3 protein-coding genes are annotated in these 21905 nt (G+C 38.0%); 2 read left to right on the forward strand and 1 reads right to left on the reverse strand.

Annotated features, from left to right (window positions below):
* Nucleotides 1-1577: 1577 nt before the first annotated feature.
* On the reverse strand, nt 1578-6446 hold the full coding sequence (locus C3B55_RS02795) for an NAD-glutamate dehydrogenase (RefSeq protein ID WP_129211273.1): 4869 nt from the start codon (nt 6444-6446) through the stop codon (nt 1578-1580).
* Nucleotides 6447-14336: 7890 nt separating this feature from the next.
* Here C3B55_RS02795 and queD point away from each other — a divergent pair.
* Both queD and C3B55_RS02805 read left to right on the forward strand, forming a co-directional pair.
* Entirely contained in the window at nt 14337-14717 is a 381-nt protein-coding gene (gene queD, locus C3B55_RS02800) for a 6-carboxytetrahydropterin synthase QueD (protein ID WP_129211275.1), read from the forward strand.
* A gap of 4195 nt (nt 14718-18912) precedes the next feature.
* A complete protein-coding gene (locus C3B55_RS02805) occupies nt 18913-20064 on the forward strand; it encodes an MFS transporter (RefSeq protein ID WP_129211277.1) in 1152 nt (383 codons plus the stop codon).
* The last annotated feature ends 1841 nt before the right edge of the window (nt 20065-21905 follow it).

Genomic DNA, 21905 nt, shown 5'->3' on the forward strand with positions numbered 1-21905 from the left:
ACGAGCAAATCGCTCTTATCGACCAAGTTCGTAGATTTTACGCACATTGTTAATCAGTATAGACTATTTTTTACTCAGTTACGTAAAATACATAATTCCTAATAATTCATCAAACGTAAAAACAGACTCATGCAGTATAACTACACGGCACACACCAACGCGCTATATGCTGCTTAAAACTGTTCTTGCCTGCATAAAATAGTGATCACACTATGTTCCTCTAAGAAATTTACATGTAAATATTCTCGTTCACTAACCACTCAAGCATTAACATTACTAACCAACTAATTAGATCGAGATTTATTAATCTCAAAGTCTGATAATTTTTTATTTATTATAAATTTTAAGTCGCGCTATTATTGTACCTCGTAATATGTATATCTCACATATACGTGTGACTGCTGCTTAAGCAGCAGCACGAGAGCTGTGGATTATGATTGGTATTGCGTCACCCTATACGCAGCGCTACCGCAAATAATTATTCAGCTATAACAATATAACATTGGCATTGTCTACCTACAGCTTAGTAATTTTCACTGTAATTTGTTTAGCTTCGACAGCTTATTAATTTATCTACTTCGTCAAGCTATCGTGTTTATCACGAACACCACAGGTACGTGGCTATTTATAATATAAACTAATTTACTAACTGTTCTGTTTAAGTAGGTGATTACTTGTAAATAGCGCTCATGAAATTTTAGGTGCAGCGTTAGTGATTCTTGATAACTATACTCAAAACGATGAGTAATGGTTGATCTAGTATAAATTTTAGCTGTTGACTAGTTCATGAGAATCAGCCTGGCGCTGACATGATCTACAACTAAATTGCTAACATGGTGATTTGATCACTGCAAATACATCAACATCTAGCACGCCAATTAAGCTAATATATAGATACAAGGATATGCTTTATATATTAACAAATAGTAATATTAGTGTATCAAAATTTCTAGTCACGAAATTAAAACATAGAGGCTGGCTTGCCCGCGATGACTAACTCTTGGCTGACCAGAACATAATAGCTATTCTTTTTCTTTAGGCATTGCAATGCATATGCGCAAGCATGTAATAAAGAAACTTACATTATTAATCAAACTATAATCTGCATAGTCTATGCAGTGTATTTCATGTTAGCACAACTAGCCATAAATAGCTATACTTTTGAACTAATCTAGTTAAAAACGTTAGTACAAATTTAGCTATTGAGCATAAATATAGTAATATATAAGACGTATCCACCATTACACATTCAATAACTTTTGGGTTTAAATATGGACTTTACTATAGTGCGAGATAAACTAATTTGCTAAACTAGCATAGTCCTCACTCTACTCACTAAACTTTAAAAGTTTTTTTGATCTATACTAAAACAATAGTCATTTTTAGCTATAACATTTTTTGCGGATAACAAACAATTATAGATCAAAAAGTTTTTTAGCCTTGTTTAGATTGTCTGTCAGAATAAACCATATACATAGGAACGATCGGCCAAGTATAAGAATTGATTGATGCGTCATACTTAAACAAAAGCACCCACTAGTATTATCTGATACATAATCTCTTCTCCTATTAATGAATCAGGCCGACTGCAACACCGACTGACCACTCAATGCTAAATCCAACAACTCACGGTTTGCAACAGCATACATAGCATAGTCAGTGCCAACAGCAGCACGAATTTCTACCATCATTGCACGCCATCGATCAGCCATGTCTTGATGTTGCTTAAGCCATAGAGCCACACAAGCCTCCATGTCTTGTGGCGCATTGATCATTTGCAGTATCGAAATAGTAATTGCCCGTTGCTGCCAGTCTACGTCATCGCAGAATGCTTCACGGGCTTTAGCTTGCCAGTTATTGACCACTGGCAGATCGCTGATCTGCTGCAAGTACCAAGGTAAGTCCAAGGCACTGCCAACGGCAAAGTAGGCCTTGGCCACATCGGCAACGTCATGCCCGGTTACATCAGCGGCCTCAATGATTGGTAACAAGGTGTACAGATGAGTAGTACCTGCAACCATGCGTGCCAATAACTCTGGCATACCAGCTTCGATATAAGCTCGGTAACGAGCCTGCCAGCTTTCGCGAGTTGGACCTTCTAACAGCTCATCAAGTTTCAGACCTAATGTCGCCAAGTGTGAACCAAAGTGCGCAGTATCACGCCCGGCATCCTGCTCATTGCGACGGCTACGCAGGAACCAACGTGTAGCGCGGCGGCCTAGATGCATAAGCTCATCCATTAATTCCAGTTGCAAGTCAGCACTGGCTTGGTAGTCGAGAGCCTCGATCTGACGAAACCAGTGTGGGAGGTGGAAAATATCACGTACGATTACATAAGCGCCGACTACATTCGCCTGGCTCATACCAGTAGACTCTTTAAGTCGTTGAACAAAAGTAATACCCATATGGTTCACTAAATCATTAGCGATCTGAGTGCTGACAATTTCGCGCTTCAGACGATGACAACGCATGGCTTCACCGAAATTAATAACCAAGCTCGGTGGGAATGCAGTTTCCATATCACGAGTCAGATAGTCGTCATCAGGTACCAACGACTGGAGTAAAGATTCCTTAAGGTCTATCTTACTGTAAGATATCAGGACCGACAGCTCTGGACGGGTTAAACCTTTACCGATAGAAGCACGCTCAGTAAGCTGCTCATCGGTTGGTAGGTACTCGATAGCGCGGTCTAGCTTACCACGACCCTCTAGGTCGCTTATCAAACGCTTATACTCTGCGGCGCGCTCATAAGCTTTACGGGTAGCCAGAGATAAAGCCTGGGTCTGTTTATAGTTGTTCCTTAATACTAAGTTACCAACTTCATCAGTCATGCTCGCTAGCAGTTTATTACGCTGCTTGTCAGTCATGTCACCGGCTTGTACCACTTCATTGAGCAAAATCTTGATGTTTACTTCATGATCTGAGCAGTCCACACCGCCAGCATTATCAATAAAGTCGGTATTAGAGCTACCTCCATTTAGACCAAATTCAACGCGACCTAATTGGGTCATGCCTAAGTTACCGCCCTCGCCTACTACTTTACAGCGCAACTCATTACCATTGACGCGCAAAGCATCGTTAGCTTTGTCGCCTACATCAGCATGACTCTCGGTGCTAGCTTTGACATAAGTACCGATACCGCCATTCCATAACAAGTCTACCGGTGCCCTGAGCAAAGCATTTAGCAATTCAGTTGGGGTTAGCTTATCATCTAGAATATCAAAGCGTTCTTTCATTTGCGGCGAAATAGCAATGCTCTTTGCGCTGCGTGAAAAGATACCACCACCTTCGGATATAATACTAGTGTTATAGTCAGTCCATGCTGAACGCGGCAGCTCAAACATACGCTGACGTTCAACGAAGCTACTTGCTGGGTTCGGGTTAGGGTCAATAAAGATATGCAGGTGATTAAAAGCCGCAACTAATTGCAGCTTATCAGACATAAGCAGGCCGTTACCAAAAACATCACCAGCCATATCACCTATGCCTACCACAGTTATGCTGTCTTTTTGGACATTAATACTACGCTCACGGAAGTGACGCTGCACGCCAACCCACGTACCCTTAGCGGTGATGCCCATCTTCTTGTGGTCATAACCGGCCGAACCACCGGAAGCAAACGCATCGCCAAGCCAAAAACCATAATCAATAGCGATGCTATTGGCGATGTCAGAAAAGGTCGCGGTGCCCTTATCCGCTGCCACTACCAAGTATGGGTCATCATCATCATGGCGAACTACATTAACCGGTGGCACTAAAATGCCGTCTTTGAGGTTGTCGGTGATATCTAATAGACCAGAAATAAAGAGGCGGTAGCAAGCAATGCCCTCAGCTGCAATCTCGTCACGGGTGCCACCTAATGGCAGACGGCGCGACAAAAAGCCGCCTTTAGCGCCAACCGGTACAATTACAGAATTTTTAACTTGTTGAGCTTTTACTAGACCGAGCACTTCAGTACGAAAATCCTCTTCGCGGTCAGACCAGCGCAGACCACCACGCGCTACGTTACCAAATCGTAAGTGCACACCCTCAACACACGGCGAGTATACAAAAATCTCAAACTTCGGTACAGGTTTTGGTAATTCATGAATTACACGCGGGTCAAACTTGAAGCTGAAATATGACTTATTTTGGCCATTAGCGTCAGCCTGATAGAAGTTGGTACGCAGAGTTGCTTTAATCAAGTCCAAGTAGCGACGTAATATGCGGTCTTCATTTAGCACCTGAACATCATCTAATGCAGCTAAAATCGCTTGCTCTAGTCGTTGCTGCTTATTTTCTAGGTCATTAGCAGTGAGCTTACGCGCCAGATAGAAACGCATCTTGAACAACCTAGTCAACTCACGAGCGATTTCGATATGGTTGTTTAGAGTGCTGGCGATATAACCAAGGTCAAAACCTAAACGGATCTGCTTTAGGTAGCGAGCATAGGCTCGTAGCAATGCTACATCACGCCAAGGTAAACCAGCGGTAAGTACCAAACGGTTAAATGCATCGTTTTCAGTGTCGCCGTGAACAATATGTACAAATGCATCTTGCAGGGTGTCGTTAAGCTGCTGGATATCTAGATTCACGCCTTCGGCAGCGATAAACGCAAAATCATGAATCCAGAACTCGCGACTATTGGTGTGGCGTAAGCGGTACGGAAATTCACCTAACACGCGCAAGCCAAGATTTTCTAGGATCGGCAACACATCAGACAACGCTAATGGGGTATCCGCATGATAGAGCTTACAATGCAGCTCACGTTGACCGGAAACCTGACCTAGCGGCTGATAGAAGCTCATGACTAATGGATTAGCTTCAGTTAGGCTGTTAAGGTGATGCATGTCTACTACTGCTGAATACGCAGCAAAACGCTCGCGGTAACCTGCCGGAAAACCTTTTGGGAAATCAGCCAGTACTTTTGTGCCAAGAGCCTCACCAAAACTTTCAACTACTAGGCTTGCGTAGTCATCTTGCCAGCTGCGACAAGCTTGCACTACTTCTCGTTCGATTTGAACTTGGTCGATATATAAATGATTTTTCGGGTCTACCCGTAAAATTAACTGTACGCGGGCCAGCACAGATTCGGAAAAAAAGGTCCAGAACTCACAGTCTAAAGCTTTCAGGCGATCCATTAATACTTGTTGGATTTTCTGACGCACTTCAGTAGAATAGATGTCACGCGGCACATAGACTAAACAATAACAGAAACGACCGTACGGATCTTTGCGCAGAAATACGCGAATTTTGTTGCGCTCCTGGATTTGTACAATAGACATAACCGTATTGAACAGTTCGCCCACCGGAGTCTGGAACAAATCATCACGCGGCAACACTTCAACCACTTGGGCAAGCTCTTTGCCTAAGTGAGCTTTAGCCTGAAAGCCAGACAAGCGTTCAATTTCCGCAACTTTGCGGCGGATATAAGGAATCATACGCACACTTTCACCATACACCGAAGAGGTGTACAGACCTATGAAGCGACACTCCTTAATTACTTTGCCATAAGCATCGATGTGGCGGATCGACACATAATCAGGGTAAGCTGGACGGTGAACACGACTTGGGTATGCAGCCTTGGCAAACGACAGCACAGTCGGCTCGCTTAGATAGGCTACGGCATAGCCTTCAATTTGAAGGTCTTCAGCAGCGAGGCCGGGACGAAGCAGCTTAGTTAGACCGAGGAAGGAATGAACGTCATATTTAATATAGCCACTATCTTTATCGTCACGTACTATAAACTCTTCATAACCAAGAAAAGTGAAATGGTTATCTACCAGCCATGCCAAGAAATTCTTTATCTCAGATTTTTCTTCAACGTCGATACTGAATTGACTGGCATCTATATTTGATAGCAGTTCCTGAACCTTAACTTTCATAGGTTCAAAATCGGCTACAACTACGCGCACCTCTCCTAGCACCTGCTCAAGCTCTTTGCTCAGTAAATTCAATTCAGCAATATTAGCGCAACGGTCAATCTCCAGATATATTAGCGATTCTTGCTGGATATCTTTACCATCGGTGCTTTTTGGCAAAATTTCTAGTAACTCACCTTTTTTTCCTCGCCGCACGTTAAATACAGTGGTTTGCAGGGTATGGATACTATAGCTACGGCGGTTCAGCTCAGTACGGACTGAGTCTACCAAGAAAGGTAAATCACAATGCAGCACTTCAACAGCAGTGTGTGTCGACTGCCACCCATGACGCTCATAATCTGGGTTGTAAACACGCACTTGCGGTTGCATGTGATTAAAGCGTTCAAACAGGCGCCAGGCAGATAGGGTGCAACCGACAAGATCGGAAAGGCGTCGCTGGGTTAGTTCGTCCAGAGAAATAATACCGAAGAATTGTTCAGCGAACAGCGCCAATTGTGGCAGTACCGGTTCACTAACATGCTGAGCCAGCGACGCTTGCAGTTGATACTGGAAGTCGAACTTGCTGGCTGCGGTGAAGAACGCCATCTGTAGCACTCCACTTTGGCTTGTTATTGATAAAACATCGCGCGTTATTCTCTTGCGGAAACGTTAGCTCTGCTCGTACATTTTATTAAAAAGCATCATAAACAAATTATGGTGGCAGCCAGGGAGGCTATATAAAAAATACGGTCGCATACAACTTCCATAAGTTTGTACACCGATAGATATTGATAAGACTGGCAGATCAAGCTCTAGATACATAATAGGTCTACTATTTAGCTTAATGAATGTAGAAAATAGCTACTTGTGACGCTGCAACATATTAGATCATCAGTGCGCAAGTTTATGGTTGTGCACTGATGATGCATCCAGTATTTTTCTGACGAAAAACCCGTTAATTTTAAGTCTGTAAGTACCAAAATATAATTTTTACTTGCTTATTAAGTTACACACTGAATGTGGCACAGGATGCAGCATAAATTTATTATTAATAGCGAATGATTACGCTACACTTTACCACCCCCCCAACGGCCAAGATTTTTTAATGATACAACTAAACACCGATACACTACTAACCACTATAATGAAACAAGGAATAGATAACATGGTCGTGCTCTGCTACCATGGCAGACAGGCGAAATGCTTATATGCTTACCATTTATCCAGACACAAAATGATCTTTATTTGCATTGTGGTTACACTGGTTTATGATGGTTACGTTGCATTAGGTAGCAACAATTATCTAGAAGTAGTCTAGACTATTACAGAATCAGATCTAATCGAGAGCAAAAGAAACTTTTGCTGAATATTCTTAGTGATGCAAGTAATTTTGCTTGAATTTAAATAACATTGCAATTAAATATAAGAGCTGAACAGAGTTCACCAGTATAATGGTTTTTCAGCCTACATTAAAAGCTAATATTTTTTGATGAAAACATCGCATGCATCTTTAGTCACCGCAACTCGCAATGCATTAAAGTAGACACCATCCTCAGCTAAGAGGTTATTGTAACATTTAACCTATCTTCACAAAAATCATTCTAAGCTAATTATCGTGATAACAATGACCAGATCTGTTAATGCAGTTAAGCATGCATGGCGCTTTTCTAAGGCTGGAAGCCTTACTTGGCATACAGTACTCACCAGTTAGTAGTGAGCAAACCTAAATGAAAGCACTGCGCAAAGCCAGTTTGGCACTAGAAGAAGGCGACTTGACGCTGTGTATGCAAGTGAAGTATGATGAAGTCATATTTGAGGTAATATGCTACAGCTTGTATATGGCCTAGATTGGTCTATTGCTGCTATATCAACCAGCCGCATCTACTAGATCGCGTACTATAGGCTCATAGCTAAGCTCAGAGCCACACACTTTAAAACAAGATGTTTGTCTACATTGCTGAACAAAGTTCTAAGCTGTCGCCATAACCATCCATAAATACATTATTTTTAATTTAATAGTCACAGACAGTTTCTGGTATATCTGCAGCAAACCATTATCCGTAGAAATGCTGCAAAAGTTACTGCCGGGCAGCTCGATAAAGCTATCGCACAGCTCTGTACTGCTCAGTAGATAAGTGTTACATCTTATTGATTATTGCTTTCATGGCAACTAGCATATAATGGAACACAGCACTAAAACTAATGTCGAGATAGGGGCTGGCTACCAACCCATAATCGAGCGGTGATGTTTTGTGTTGGCTGCATACGGTTGAGCGAGCCACTAACTAGCAGCAAATGCTGAACAGGTAGTTCACTAATTAAAATTGACTGAACACAATAGAAAATGTTTTTTTAAAACATACACTCTAGGAGGCTACATACCTGCTTACTTCTGCATCAGGTAAACACCATATAACATGATCAGTTATTCCAAAGCCATAAATCCCAACCACTGCTAATTAAGTGAGCACATATTGTCTGTAGCAACGCTAACGCACGATCAATAGTGTTTTAACAAGGGTAACTATTATATCACACAAAGTGTGAGCAGCATCAGATTTAAAGGTAAACTAGTCTACCTCAGCTAGGCATAGCAAAGACAGAATTTATCAGCGCTTGCATACTATTTTAATAGTAGCTAGAAATTAATTCTAGTCAGTGCTGTAAGTCTTTTAAGATAGCTGTTGTTGTTGTGATACATATACATAAAAAACTACTTTGAGTCAGCAAATCTGTACAAACCGCACATAACCTTTTTATTTATTATAATTGTGCTATTTTTAAGAAATTCTTCTATTTTAATTAAGTATCCACGCATAGATTATTGAATCTATTCATTAATTGCATACCACAAGCACCATGGACTAACTATGTAGTAATTATGATGCGTATAAATTGCAACAAAGTATCTTACTAATAAGCGAATTTACTATGATAGGCTACACTTCTAGATACGTTACTAACTAAAGTAGTCAGACTTTATTGAATTCTTTCGTTGGCGCGACCATTATTAGTTTTGTAGTCGCAGAATAATAGCAACCAATGCATGCCTAACCGTAACAGATATATACCCTAATATCTTAGGTCTACTAATGTATTACCATCATCGGTATATGTATAATGGTATTTTTATTCAAAATAACATATACGAGCATGCTCCATCTTGAATAAGTGACTATAAACCTCAGCAGATAAGACAATATCTGGATAAGAGAAACAGATCACGCCCACACGCGTAACCTTGCTTCTGACTATTTTTTTAGTTACTATGCTAAAGTCGCCATTCAAACAATGTCTATGCAGCAATTTCACATCATTACTTTGAGATATTGACTTGCTTCATTGAGGCCACAGGCTGTTTTGTGTCAAAAAATAGTTTTAATGTCTAGCAGTTCACTAAATAACAATTAGAGACTAGAGACGACTAACTACCCGCGTATACATAACCATCACCGCTAACCTTGGTACGTCTAGCAAACTTACTAGGCACACCAAACAAATATAAGCAATTTAATAGAAACTGCAGTGCAAAATTCTTTGCGCTGCTAACGGAAAACCTAGCGCACAGATTTAATCAAGTAGTGAATTTACGCCATTTATTGATGTTAACTGCCCAGTAATAGTAATTTATTCATACATGAGATTAACCAGTGCAAGTTACTTTCATTTTTATGGCAAGCTAAAGATCTCTTTGTTTACTACTCAAATTGTATTCGCTGTTAATAATGTTATTTCTATCCATGTTCCATAACCTGATTTGATGGCCTACTGGTGCGCAGTTATGCAATAGTAACTACCCCAATTCACAGCTTACTCGCATCACTGTACGCTACCGACAAAACAACCGCATCGAACCTTAACTTTTAATTCTACGCTTATAAAGTAGATCATGGCTATCCACAAGCCAACTATTCAGATTGCTTTCGCTAAGTAGTACGCTGATGAGCATAAACAGTACTGTCAATAGTTATTTGATCACAAATCTATTTAAGCCTGCATACCTGCAGGCTACTAAAAATCGAAATGATAACTAGATAACTGAGCATGTTTTATATCCTTATCCATCAGTTATCTAACTTGGCACATTATTAACTAACTAGATCACAAATATACCGAACAACTCCAACAGTGCGCCATACTAGATCAACTCACTAAGCAGGAAGTAGACCACTGCCTGCACTATGCAATAGTAAGTACTAATAGCTAAAATAATGATAGAAACACCATTAGCACTACCCAGAGCCATGCACTAAAAATATTCACAAATAGAAGGTTAAGTTACATAGCACACCTTGGAGAATGTCTACTAGCACTTAGCCATAAACCAGTGCACGAAACCACCTGATTGAATTTGTGCTGCATCCGATACTTTGTGTCGAGACTGACAGCATCATCGTGCAAACAAATACAGCAAGTACTGGGAGTACAGTAGCAAACTACTCTTAAACTAATAACTTTATACGGTATTCAGGCTAGTTAGTACTAGTTACTAACCTCGTGCCAGATCGCGTATTTCTTGTTCAAGGTTACAATATAAGTAATACTCAACTTAAGCATTTATTTTTTAAAATAAATAGCAATGAACTCGGTAGTGCACCCTAGAATAGGTATAACAATTACTATGAAAGTAATTTCACAGTATCGCATTTTTTAATGCAAGATGGCGGTTTATACAACAATACATTTAAAAAAGCTACCAACACTACATTACCTGTGAGCGCTTTCAATCTTAAAGACAAGAACTGAGCCATTAAACAACAACCATAGGTAATAAAATAATTATTTTGAAATTTTAGGCCTGTAAACAAAAAATCTTGATAGATCGCATAATGATTACTTTTTCAATACGCGTATAACCAAATATTTGAATCAATCGATAATTGAATTTGTATATCAACGCTACCTCTTGATATACAACGATATAAAATTCATAAAAACACGATTTAGATCAAAAAGACGGCTACTCAATGCTTTACTATTGCGATATTTTTTGCGAAATACATAAGTATTGCCTATAATTGCTAGCGCCCCGAAAATATGTCTTATACTTTCACTGAAGATGCTAATACGGTCTATGCAAAATAGCTACGTTATTAACCATCAAAATTACAATAATGAGTTAAATTACATCAAACTTGCTGGGCAATCAGGAAGTTTGCTTGCAATGCAAGCGACTCTGTACCATGGTGAATGTTACACCGTATGACTTTACAACTTAAAACTTTCCTCAAAGACTAAACAATATTTATCTCCATCAGCCATAATGCGCTGATTATATCAGACCAGGATTTATAATTACGCTAATATATTGCTACATACCGTATATACTGAATTTGCTTGTTAGCACAACCATGCATACGCTGCAGTAGACTAATGTGAAGCTCTAGTAGCAGCAAAAGATTTACAAGGTTATTTTGTTGCAGAAGATATCGCTGGAAGAAAGCGTCGACATCATTTAGCAAATATTAACCATGAAGCTGGAAATAGTTTTTACACATAGCGTTATGCACGACACACTCCGTGTACTGTTTATTATCCAACTACATAAAATAATTATTTTATTACTTATTGCTCCTGCATTAACGCAGGCTGCCAATTATATATTATTTTTACTACAGAAGGCCAACTACCACAATAAATAGAAACCTGCCTTCATAGGCTTATAAAATAACCATTTTCAAACACTAAAGGCATTTAAACGACAGTGCAATATATAAAATACTTAATACACATATGCATGTTTTTATATGCTTGCGCTCTAAATCTTAAAGATTTCATTAAATCTAAATTTTATTGCATACGCACTACTGAGGTATAGTGCCACACTATTGACAATGCTGCAGGTAACCAGCAGACTTAAGCTGGAGTCTGATAAATAAATGAGGAAGCCAATGACTCAACAATAGCTATACATCTGAAGACTTTCTATGCCATCATATTGCATGATGCATACTAAAAACTGCTAAAGCAACAACTAAGTATTAATATACCACTGGTGTATTATTGTATGCGAATTGACTAACGAGAAGCGTTACGAGTTAACGGAAAACCAAGACTAGAAAACGGTTTGCTATAGGCGATCACTAAGGCTCAATAACGATAGTTGGCAATTAACGCTTCATATTTAGACTTAACCAATATATAAAACGCAGTAGGCGAAGCTATCTAAGTGATAACTAGCGGATAAACACACCATATCTTTTTCGTTTCCGTCGCAATATAGACCTATAGTTTGGCTTACTAATGCGTGCCATATAAGCATAATCTCGCAAATAATTCCATGGCTTCTACTTAATATTGCGCAACGCTACCATGAACGTCTATACATCTTGCACACACTCAACACTACCTAGCTTCAAACAAAAATAGTAGCAGAAAGACTTGATGTGTCTTTAAATACAAACCTATAGGCTTTGAAATATCCAGTGCGGTATTTTTTAATATAAATGCTACCGCTAAACTCAGCTAATGCATGCGTCATGTCACAATACATATGCAAGACTAACCGTCAAGTAATAAAAAACTATACCTTAATCAATGTGTGTAGCTATGATAGCGCCACAATTAATTACGCTAGGATTATAGCTACAGCAGCAATCAATATTGCTAATCAAAACCACTGGTAAACTCAGCACAAACTAAGATTTTGCTAGGCGCTGCCTCCAAACGTAGCTATAACGAATAATAGCTATAAAATTGAGTATAGTAACTGATAGCACAGAGCAAGGCTATTAGCCTGGCCACTCTTGACTGCTGTCAACAATACATAGGCTGATCAGGTAGTTAGTGGTAGTTAGTATCACTTACAAAATACCTTAACTCCTAAACCAACCTGATTATAATACTTCACAAGTAAGCATGCTAGGCACTATTAAGTGCAACCATACGGAAAACTCAAACTTAAATCTAATCGATGAGCTGGTAGATTTAATTAAGACTTAGATTCCAAGGAAAGCATCCCTGCTCAAAATCTTGATTTTAGATAACCTAACGCAGCACAAGCTATAACGAGTCACACACAGAACGATATGGATAACCGTACATAGCTGTCACAGCATATCGTTGTCTGTGGCGTATATACTTTGACGCAACCGTCTATCAATTAGCACGCGTAGCGCTGAGATGTAGCTTAGTTTACGCCAGGACATAAATGGTTGACTTATTAAATACTAGCTGCTTACATATATAGTCAGCTAGCACCAGTACGTCAATATACGCATAGCAGCGTATCTAGTAAAGACGTATACTTACTAGTATTTTATAAACTAAGCCAGACCAACTGGATAGCAAATGAACAAATCAGTAATATACTGTTAGTTATTATGGATCGCGCCGATATCAACCTAGCGAATGTTCAAGAGAAATTAAAATTCCGGCTATCTGCACATTACAAAGTAATCTTGCCTTCTCCAACACGTTGCGTAATAGCCAAAATATTGTATATCCTGCTGTAAAGTCTTGCCAGCTTCATCCTATTGCGCAAATTTACAATTTTATGTGTTTAACTTGTCGTGCGGTATACGCTTGATATCTTAGACGTGGCACGCAATCACCGCTAACACGGTAATCGTTGTGATTGCGGTAAATAACCAAGCCTATCAGGCTTGTCCGCATCTGATTGGTTATTATGGTGGCAATAAGTATGCAGGTATGAAAGTGTTCTCACTAAATAGCATTGCATTTACAACAGGACAGTAAACATATAAAACAGCACCACTTTCAGCTATTAATAATGATAAGCTGGTCATTATATTGTATGGAGTAAAATTCAGAATCTGTCAAGACCGACTTATACAGGATAAACGATAACCAATAAGATTTTTTATGAGTGCTGAAATTTAGTACACTAGACGGCACAAAAATGAGCTGCTCACTAATAAGGTAAGATTAGACAATCACAATAAAAGTAGCTTCGCCATCTAATTGGTACAACCTCACCACGATGTCGCAGCTAAAAAGTAACATCGCTCATACTAACATCAGTAACAGAGGCAAAAGCTAGCACAAATCTAACTCGACTAAAAAATTTTAACCCTAACGTAACTAGATCGTATTTTATGTGATGAATGAATAAACATGCTAATAACTAACATCGTCTTGCAGACTATGGTCAAAAGTAAAAGTATCACTTCGTTGTGGAGTAATACTAATTATCCGGACGCATTAGTACTAAAAGCTAAAAGCCATAGCTTACTTCTATGGTAAAAATACGCCAAGTTTCGAATATTAAAATAATTAGCATAACACTGAAGCGAGTAGTTAATTGTAGTCATCTGTATATAATGCCGACAAATACCGACAATTTAGATTTAGAATAGTGCATTCCTAAAATAGATTAAAATAAACGTCAACTTATGTTACCTGGCATTAATAATATAAAAGCTGAACAGATAACTTCACTAACATATAGAAACTATTAATATAGTCTATTGGTTAGTGTATCAGCAACTGATATTCATATTAAACCTATGCAATACAAGCCATATAGGTCACACCGTGGAAATTTTTAAAGAGTTCACCTTCGAGTCCGCCCATCGTCTACCATACGTACCAGAAAGCCATAAATGCTGGCGCCTACACGGACATTCGTTTAAAGTAGCAATTCACTTGGTCGGCAATTTAGACTATAATACAGGCTGGCTTCGTGACTTCTCAAACATCAAGGCAATTTTTAAGCCGCTCCATGAACGCCTCGATCACAATTATCTTAATGACATCCCAGGCCTAGAAAACCCAACTAGCGAAGTATTGGCTCAGTGGATCTGGACTGAGCTCAAGCCTACGCTACCAGAGCTCAGCGCAGTTCGAATTTATGAGACCTGCACAAGCGGTTGCATTTATCGAGGCAATATCGCAACATGTAAGTCAAAACAATAAATAGACTACCCTTACAGTGGTTTATTTATAACTAGTTCTTGTATAGTCGCATCTTAACACGAAAACAAGTAAACGATAATCTGCTTTATCAGTAATACTGATATGGTTACTATCTGGAAGAGCTTATCATTAAGATAAGCTATTCGATTTAGATTTAACTAATGATAGCCAACTAAATAGCTATCCGTTTGTATACCAATGCAGCGATGACTCATATGCGCATTTTCTCAAAGAGCACTAAGGAAATTTGCTATTATTGCATTGGGTACATGCGGCACCACTTTAAATCTATAAATTATTTATGATAACGCATACTGCGTCTAACTGTTTACCCCTCCCACGCAAGCACCAGGATTTTATAGCTTTGTATCTAGCTCAACTGAAAACTTGCATCTGCAAAGTTTTCAGAGCACTTCCCAAGACACCGCTGCGTAATCGACACCAACGAACTATTCAAAACCAGCATGAACACAGATACTTCAGCCAATGACTAAAATCATTGACCAGTGGCATCTCTTGGCAGCAGCAATATTTTGCTAGGCACTAGAAGCCTGTTAGCGCATTTGCTAAAAACACTGAGTTACAGTAAAAGCCTAGCAACTAGCACGGCTAGCTAACTTACTAACAATGTTAGTACAGATCTTTACCGTGAAGTTATTTACAGCTCGAGGTTCTGCTACTTTACTTCGTTGGCAATGATAACGCACTAATGAAACGGCAACCTGCGCTAACCAAGTCCTTTATGAACAGTCAATTACACAATAAAATCCATATCTAATTAGCGTACAATCAATTAATTGCAGTGTGAAATGCTTGGTTATATTTATACTTATAATATTTACTTAGTTTCGGCAGATGGCGACGCTTAAGCCGGTGTTTCTTGTCACACAGATATTTAGTCATAATTATAAGCATATGGTTATTAAACCATCTGCTTTTAGTTTAACCTAAAGATTTAGCTATCTAAAGCGTACTGTTAGAGGCGTAACTACGCTTAGATAAGCTGGATATTATATATATGCTGAATAGCATTTAATATCTGTTCAGCAATCTGGCAAAAGCTGACCTATATTGCGATGCATGTATGGTATTTTATTATAGACAGACATGATAATAAATTCAAGGTCTAGGCCTCTAGCGTTACTGAGTACGTATTATAAGACAGCTTAAGCTCTATTAAAATACTCTTGTTCACTGTAATGCTTATGATGTTAGTCAGGATTATTTTGGAGCGTGGACAGTAGAACGCTAGCGGCTGGTGCACTTAAGAGCACGACAGTACATAAAGCCAAAAATTTCGCGCTAGTGCTTATCGTTAAGCACTAAGATGTTAAAACTAGATTATTATAGTTGATAAACGGTGTTTGACCTGAAAAAAATTTAGGTGAATTTAAAGTCAGTAGTACGATAGACACCACAGGTATTCAAGAAGAAAGTGTAAGAACTCATGATGCTTCTGCTCTTTTCCAAGATCCAATTAATATTCGCAAATATAGCGTAGGATCTAATGGTGCAATTTTAAAACGCCGGTAGTATTATATGGGTTAGGAAGGCTAACTTTATGCGTCGACAACTTTAAGAAGATCTTGGCTATTATTGCAATAATACAACGTAGATATCAAGGCTAAACTAATACAAGTTTAAAACACAAGGTTTATTTGAAAACCCACACTGGGTAACACTTAGTATGGCCTAAAAAATAAACTAAGCATTTAATAATGTTGATTAAGACAGATCGCATGCTAGCTCGGTATATATTATATATAGTGTTTTCTATCAGAGTAAAAATAATTTTTAGGGATCTTATTAATAACTAAAAAATACGTTTAGATCCAGCTAAGTACCTCAACCTAGTTTAGATTAGCTCGCTTAACGTTGTGTAAAATTATCGTTATTTGTGCCCCAACCATCAACGGCACAAAAAATTTTATTTAGCACTGATTTAAAGGTTATTTAACCGGTCAGTTTACGCTTACTTATCTATAGATAAGACTATCTTAGTCAAGAAACAACCACTTAAGAATAAAAACAACGTGACCACATCAGCAATACTGGCAGCTTAACGAATTTTACTCTAGTCAACCATATATTTATACTGACACCTCTACACTGTAACATAACCGTGTATGTAATACTGCCATAAGTCTTCTATGAATTCATCATAATCAATCAAACACACGCTAGCCTGATGCCACTCTTAAACGTAAGAAAATATCTTACTACTGACAAGAGTGCTTTCATGCTGCTCCTATTTCATGACTTAGCTGTTTAGAAGTTGCACATTTAATAATGTGCGCAAACCTGGTATTGTTACAAGTATAAATGCAATATTTATTGCTAACGTAAGCACCAGCCAATGCCTTAAAGGTTTTCTTTGGTAGCATTTTAGCTTCTAAATATAGCTTATTCGCCTCATACTAAAGTTGACTTTTTCTTTCATAAATTTTATTATTAGCTTTAGTTTGTTCACGGCTAGCAAATATTTTTATAAAACACTGCAGGCTCGTATTTTGCCGCAATCCATTTGCATCTAACGTTTGCGTTCTAGAAGTTTTCTGGTTATAGGCAACAACCATACAGTCCTAAAAACACATTAAATTACTCTGATAAATTTTGTGCATATTAGATCAATATGTCTGCTATATGCTCAGGCTTGACAAGATCTATAAAAAGATCACCGCAAAACTTTTACTAGTACTAACATCGTCTCGACTTACACTTCGTGTGGTAGCATATGATCTGTGTTACTCAATCTCGCACAGAGCAGCACTTAGCAGTATTAATCAACTACAAGTCATAGTGCAGAGAATTTTCGCCAATAGTTTGTAGCCAGCAAGAAAAATCTTGCTCAACAGACAGATTCCGTATACTTATTAGTCAATACATACTTCACTAAGATAGTAAAGACTAGTTAGTCGTCATCATAATAGATTTTTTACTAAAATTACCACCAACCTAACTACGTAAGTGCCTCCGTAACCTTACAATCTTTAAAATCTAATGATGTCTAGACTAGATAGCAACAAGCTCATCAATATAGATCGAACTATCACCTAGCATGTCTAGCAATTACCTGCGCTAAGGTAAGACAGATACATTATGGGTAATTTCGTTGGTTATCGCCGTTTTTGAAATAAATTTTGCTTAATCTAAAAATATTTCTTTGTAGTGCTTTCCTTCCGCCTCTAAGTGGATTATATAATTTACAACATTCACTATTATATATAATAATAATAGATCAACAAAAAATAAGTCAGCCATATGCCATAGTAGCCTTCAAGGCACAATATATCAGCGTCCATGCTAATCCAGGAAAATACAGCTGCACCAAGCACTGTGCGTTTTGTATTGCGCAAAGTTATTTTTGTTTAGTATTAAGCTGCAATGTAGCCAAGATTATGATATATCAACTATTTTAGGATTTACTTTACAAAGCGTTTAAATATAACCTTTTTAGGAAAATGTTGCCACCAGAGAGGTATTATCTGATTTATCAGAATGCACGCACAGCTTATAGCGTTAATTTTCAGCCCTAATCGGCCAGTAACTGAGAAATTGTTAATTAAAATACTACCACGTTCAGCAGGCAAGCTACCAATATTGGTATATCAGAACATAAAACTAGTAGCTTAAACTATAAATTAGACCGGTAAACCGTCACATAGGAGCGATCTGTAATCGCTCTATCACGGTACAGCGCCATATTTACATTTGGACGCAATCATTAGTGCAACTCACTAATTACGAGTGTTTGCAGCCATTAGCACGTTTAGGTACTACAATACCTAGGTTTAACGGATAGCTATAGCTAACGACACGATAGATGTAGATATTGCTAGATGCATAGTAAAACATCGTCATCTCAAAATTTGCTAATGACTCATCTATCCAGATGCCTGCAAGCTATGTTTGAGAAAATTAGCATACTATAAAAAACGAACTTATAGATGGTAATTCAACGCTAAAACTATGGTTTGTTTGTTTTTTACATATATTACACACTATCCAGATAGTCGCCTAAATTCAATATTCTTTATGCGGTAACCATCATCTAAAGCGTTCTGAATTTGTAACTATCAATCTTGCAACCTACTGAACCAATCCCGTCTTAAGGGGCCCGGCTCGCTTGATTAGGCCTGACATACAAGAATGTCGCGCTACACATCGTCAGATGAATGTATACCAAGGATTTTGCATGACTATCATACCAACTACCGCACTAGTAGTTCCTGGGCGACCAGAACAAATATCAACCCGCATAGCCTTTTTCATCGCTGGCTTCGGTATCGCGACTTGGGCACCACTAGTACCATATGCCAAAGCGAGGACAAACATTAATGATGGAAAGCTTGGTTTATTGCTGTTATGCATAGGCATTGGATCTATCATTGCGATGCCTGCAGCAAGCGTACTAACATCACGGTACGGCTGTCGTCGCGTATTGACGATTGGAACAATTATGATCTGCTTAGCGCTACCGATGCTTGCTACGGTCAGTTCAATTCCATTACTGATGACCGCGTTATTACTGTTTGGTGCAGGTTTAGGTACTGTAGATTTAACAAGTAACCTGCAAGCAGTTCTAGTAGAACGCACCAGTGGCAAGACTATGATGTCTGGATTCCATGGCTTGTTTAGCCTAGGCGGCATTGTCGGCGCAGCCGGGGTTGCTGGGTTGCTAGGGCTCGGTCTGTTGCCATGGCAGGCGACACTTGTAGTGATAACTATCATAGCAACGGCACTACTTAAAGCTATTCCTCATTTATTGCCTTACGGCAGTAAAATCTCAGGTCCGGCGTTTTCTATGCCTCATGGCGTAGTGCTGTTTATCGGCTGCCTATGCTTTATCGTGTTTATGGTTGAAGGCGCTATACTGGACTGGAGCGCAGTGTTTCTTAGCGCTGAACGCAGTCTTGATGGGGCTTATGCCGGCCTTGGTTACGCAGCGTTTGCCTTAACTATGACTGCCGGGCGTCTAACCGGTGACGCGATCGTACGACGCCTAGGTGCCTCTCGCGTAATTGTAGTTGGCTGCGTGCTGGCCACCGGTGGTATATTACTAGCTACGTTCTTCCCCGCTTGGAAAACTGCACTGCCTGGATATGCACTAGTAGGTGCTGGTTGCTCAAATATCGTACCTGTGCTATACACTGCCGTCAGTAAACAAACGGTTATGCCAGAACATATTGCTGTACCAGCCATCACTACTCTAGGTTATGCAGGCATTCTTGCCGGACCTACCATAATCGGTTTTATTGCTCATGGCAGCAGTTTAAGTATTGCTTTTGTACTGATTGCGCTACTACTGGCTGGTGTAGCTATTAGCGGTAAAATTCTTAAGATGTAAACTACTCACTACACTGGACTATAACATTATTTATGCTGTATATATTTTGTATTGTACTGGTCAATACTTATAACTTTTGTTGTAAAACTAGTCTTCGTGACTTAGTAACTCAAAAAATATATTCTTTTAGCACGCCAAATAGCGCAGCAAACCTGAGAGATCAATGGTTTTACGGTGCACACCGTATTCTATGTACCTTTTCATGGGTAACCAGAGACAGTTGGTTCAGGAATAAATATTCCCTCTCTCTACAGTCTAATTTCTTATAGAAAAAGCTGTATGAGACGCTTTTCCTTAAAAATGTATATAGCTTGCTAAAGTTTCTCTGTAGCTCGCATGCACACTTACTTTTATTAAACTTCATATGCTAGAAATGTTATACTCACATAATCAGTGTAAGCGCTCTATAATAACTACTAACGCAGTAAATATAGCACTTTCCGCAAAAAATAAAATCATTACCGCAATAAAACATTTCATGACAGGCTTTTAATTACGCTTAATGATAGCTAATAATCTATGTATTATTAATTTAACGTAAAAATTTCTAGGAAGTTTAATGAAGATAAACAATAGCATGCAATACACCTGATAAGCTAGATAAATTTATCTTACGATTCATGCAAATAGATTCTTGGGTTGCACATTAGCGCTACTAACGTAACATTGTATAGATTTTTTCTATAGATCTTATAAATTATTTTATAATTTTAAATTTTTTTTGAATTACTTCTTAGTAATATAAATAAAAAGTACATGTACTAAACTGCCACACATAACATTACAGCTAAACATGAACAACTTACAATACCAAATAGTAGTTTTTTAATTAAATGTAAGAAATATCCTGAAAATCCTGAACAGTATTTTTTCGAATATTATATACGAAATCTAATGTCTAGTATTTTCACTCTTTAACGCATGCTAATATATTTTATATAAATAGGATAATTTCAATCAAATAGTAGTTATGTACAGCGCTGATATATAAACTGAGAGTATTACCACCAACTTAATTTATATAGATTATATACTACTGATTTAGTATTTTATATTCATCTCCTGCTAATTATATATTTAATACCGAAAGAAGACAGGTTGCGTAAAACTCCAATTAATATATTTAAGTTTATTAATCAATAAATTATTAGTGATATAAACTGTTATCTAGATAAAAGTTTATACAGGCTTATTAATTGTACAGGAAAATATTCAAAATGTGTTTGAATATACTTTAAAACAGTTAGATTACATTAATTATTCTTGCCTGAGTTAAAATGAAATTTAACGAAAACATCAATTTTATTGATAAATAAAACTAACAGAAGTAAATACTATCAATCAATCCTCATTGTACTAAATATTTTTTTGTAGAACGACATTCGTTATATTGACTATGTATTTATTGCTACTAGTGACTATAATAAGTGCTAAGCGCTACTAGATTATGCAATACTAAATTAGTTTTCTAGATTAGCTGATCTTTTTATCTTTTTTTAAAAGATATTAATAAACCGTGTTGCAATGAGGCATAATTAGTACATATACAAAGGTGCACATGACTATAGTTATAAATAAAGTGAAGAGCCTTTAATATAAATTAAAGTTTAAAACTATGAGTATGATGCATAAACATAATCTACCACTAGTTCGGATAAATTCCAGAAAAATCTTACATTAACTGGCTATAAATAATGATCAATAATATTAAAATTTATTTATTTGGTTAATTAAAAAATGCTCACAAAATAGCTGCGTAGTTAGTGAAGAACTAACCATATCCTTTTTAAAAATAGTTATTAGCACTATTGAATATTGACTAACCGTAAATAATTCATTAG

It is taken from the genome of Candidatus Pseudomonas adelgestsugas (assembly GCF_004124255.1).
Classification (GTDB): Bacteria; Pseudomonadota; Gammaproteobacteria; order Pseudomonadales; family Pseudomonadaceae; genus Aquipseudomonas; species Aquipseudomonas adelgestsugas.

What these genes read in the sequence shown, in the direction of transcription:
- C3B55_RS02795 (WP_129211273.1), bottom strand. Translation starts at nt 6,446, where the DNA reads ATGGCGTTCTTCACCGCAGCCAGCAAGTTCGACTTCCAGTATCAACTG.
- C3B55_RS02805 (WP_129211277.1), top strand. Translation starts at nt 18,913, where the DNA reads ATGACTATCATACCAACTACCGCACTAGTAGTTCCTGGGCGACCAGAA.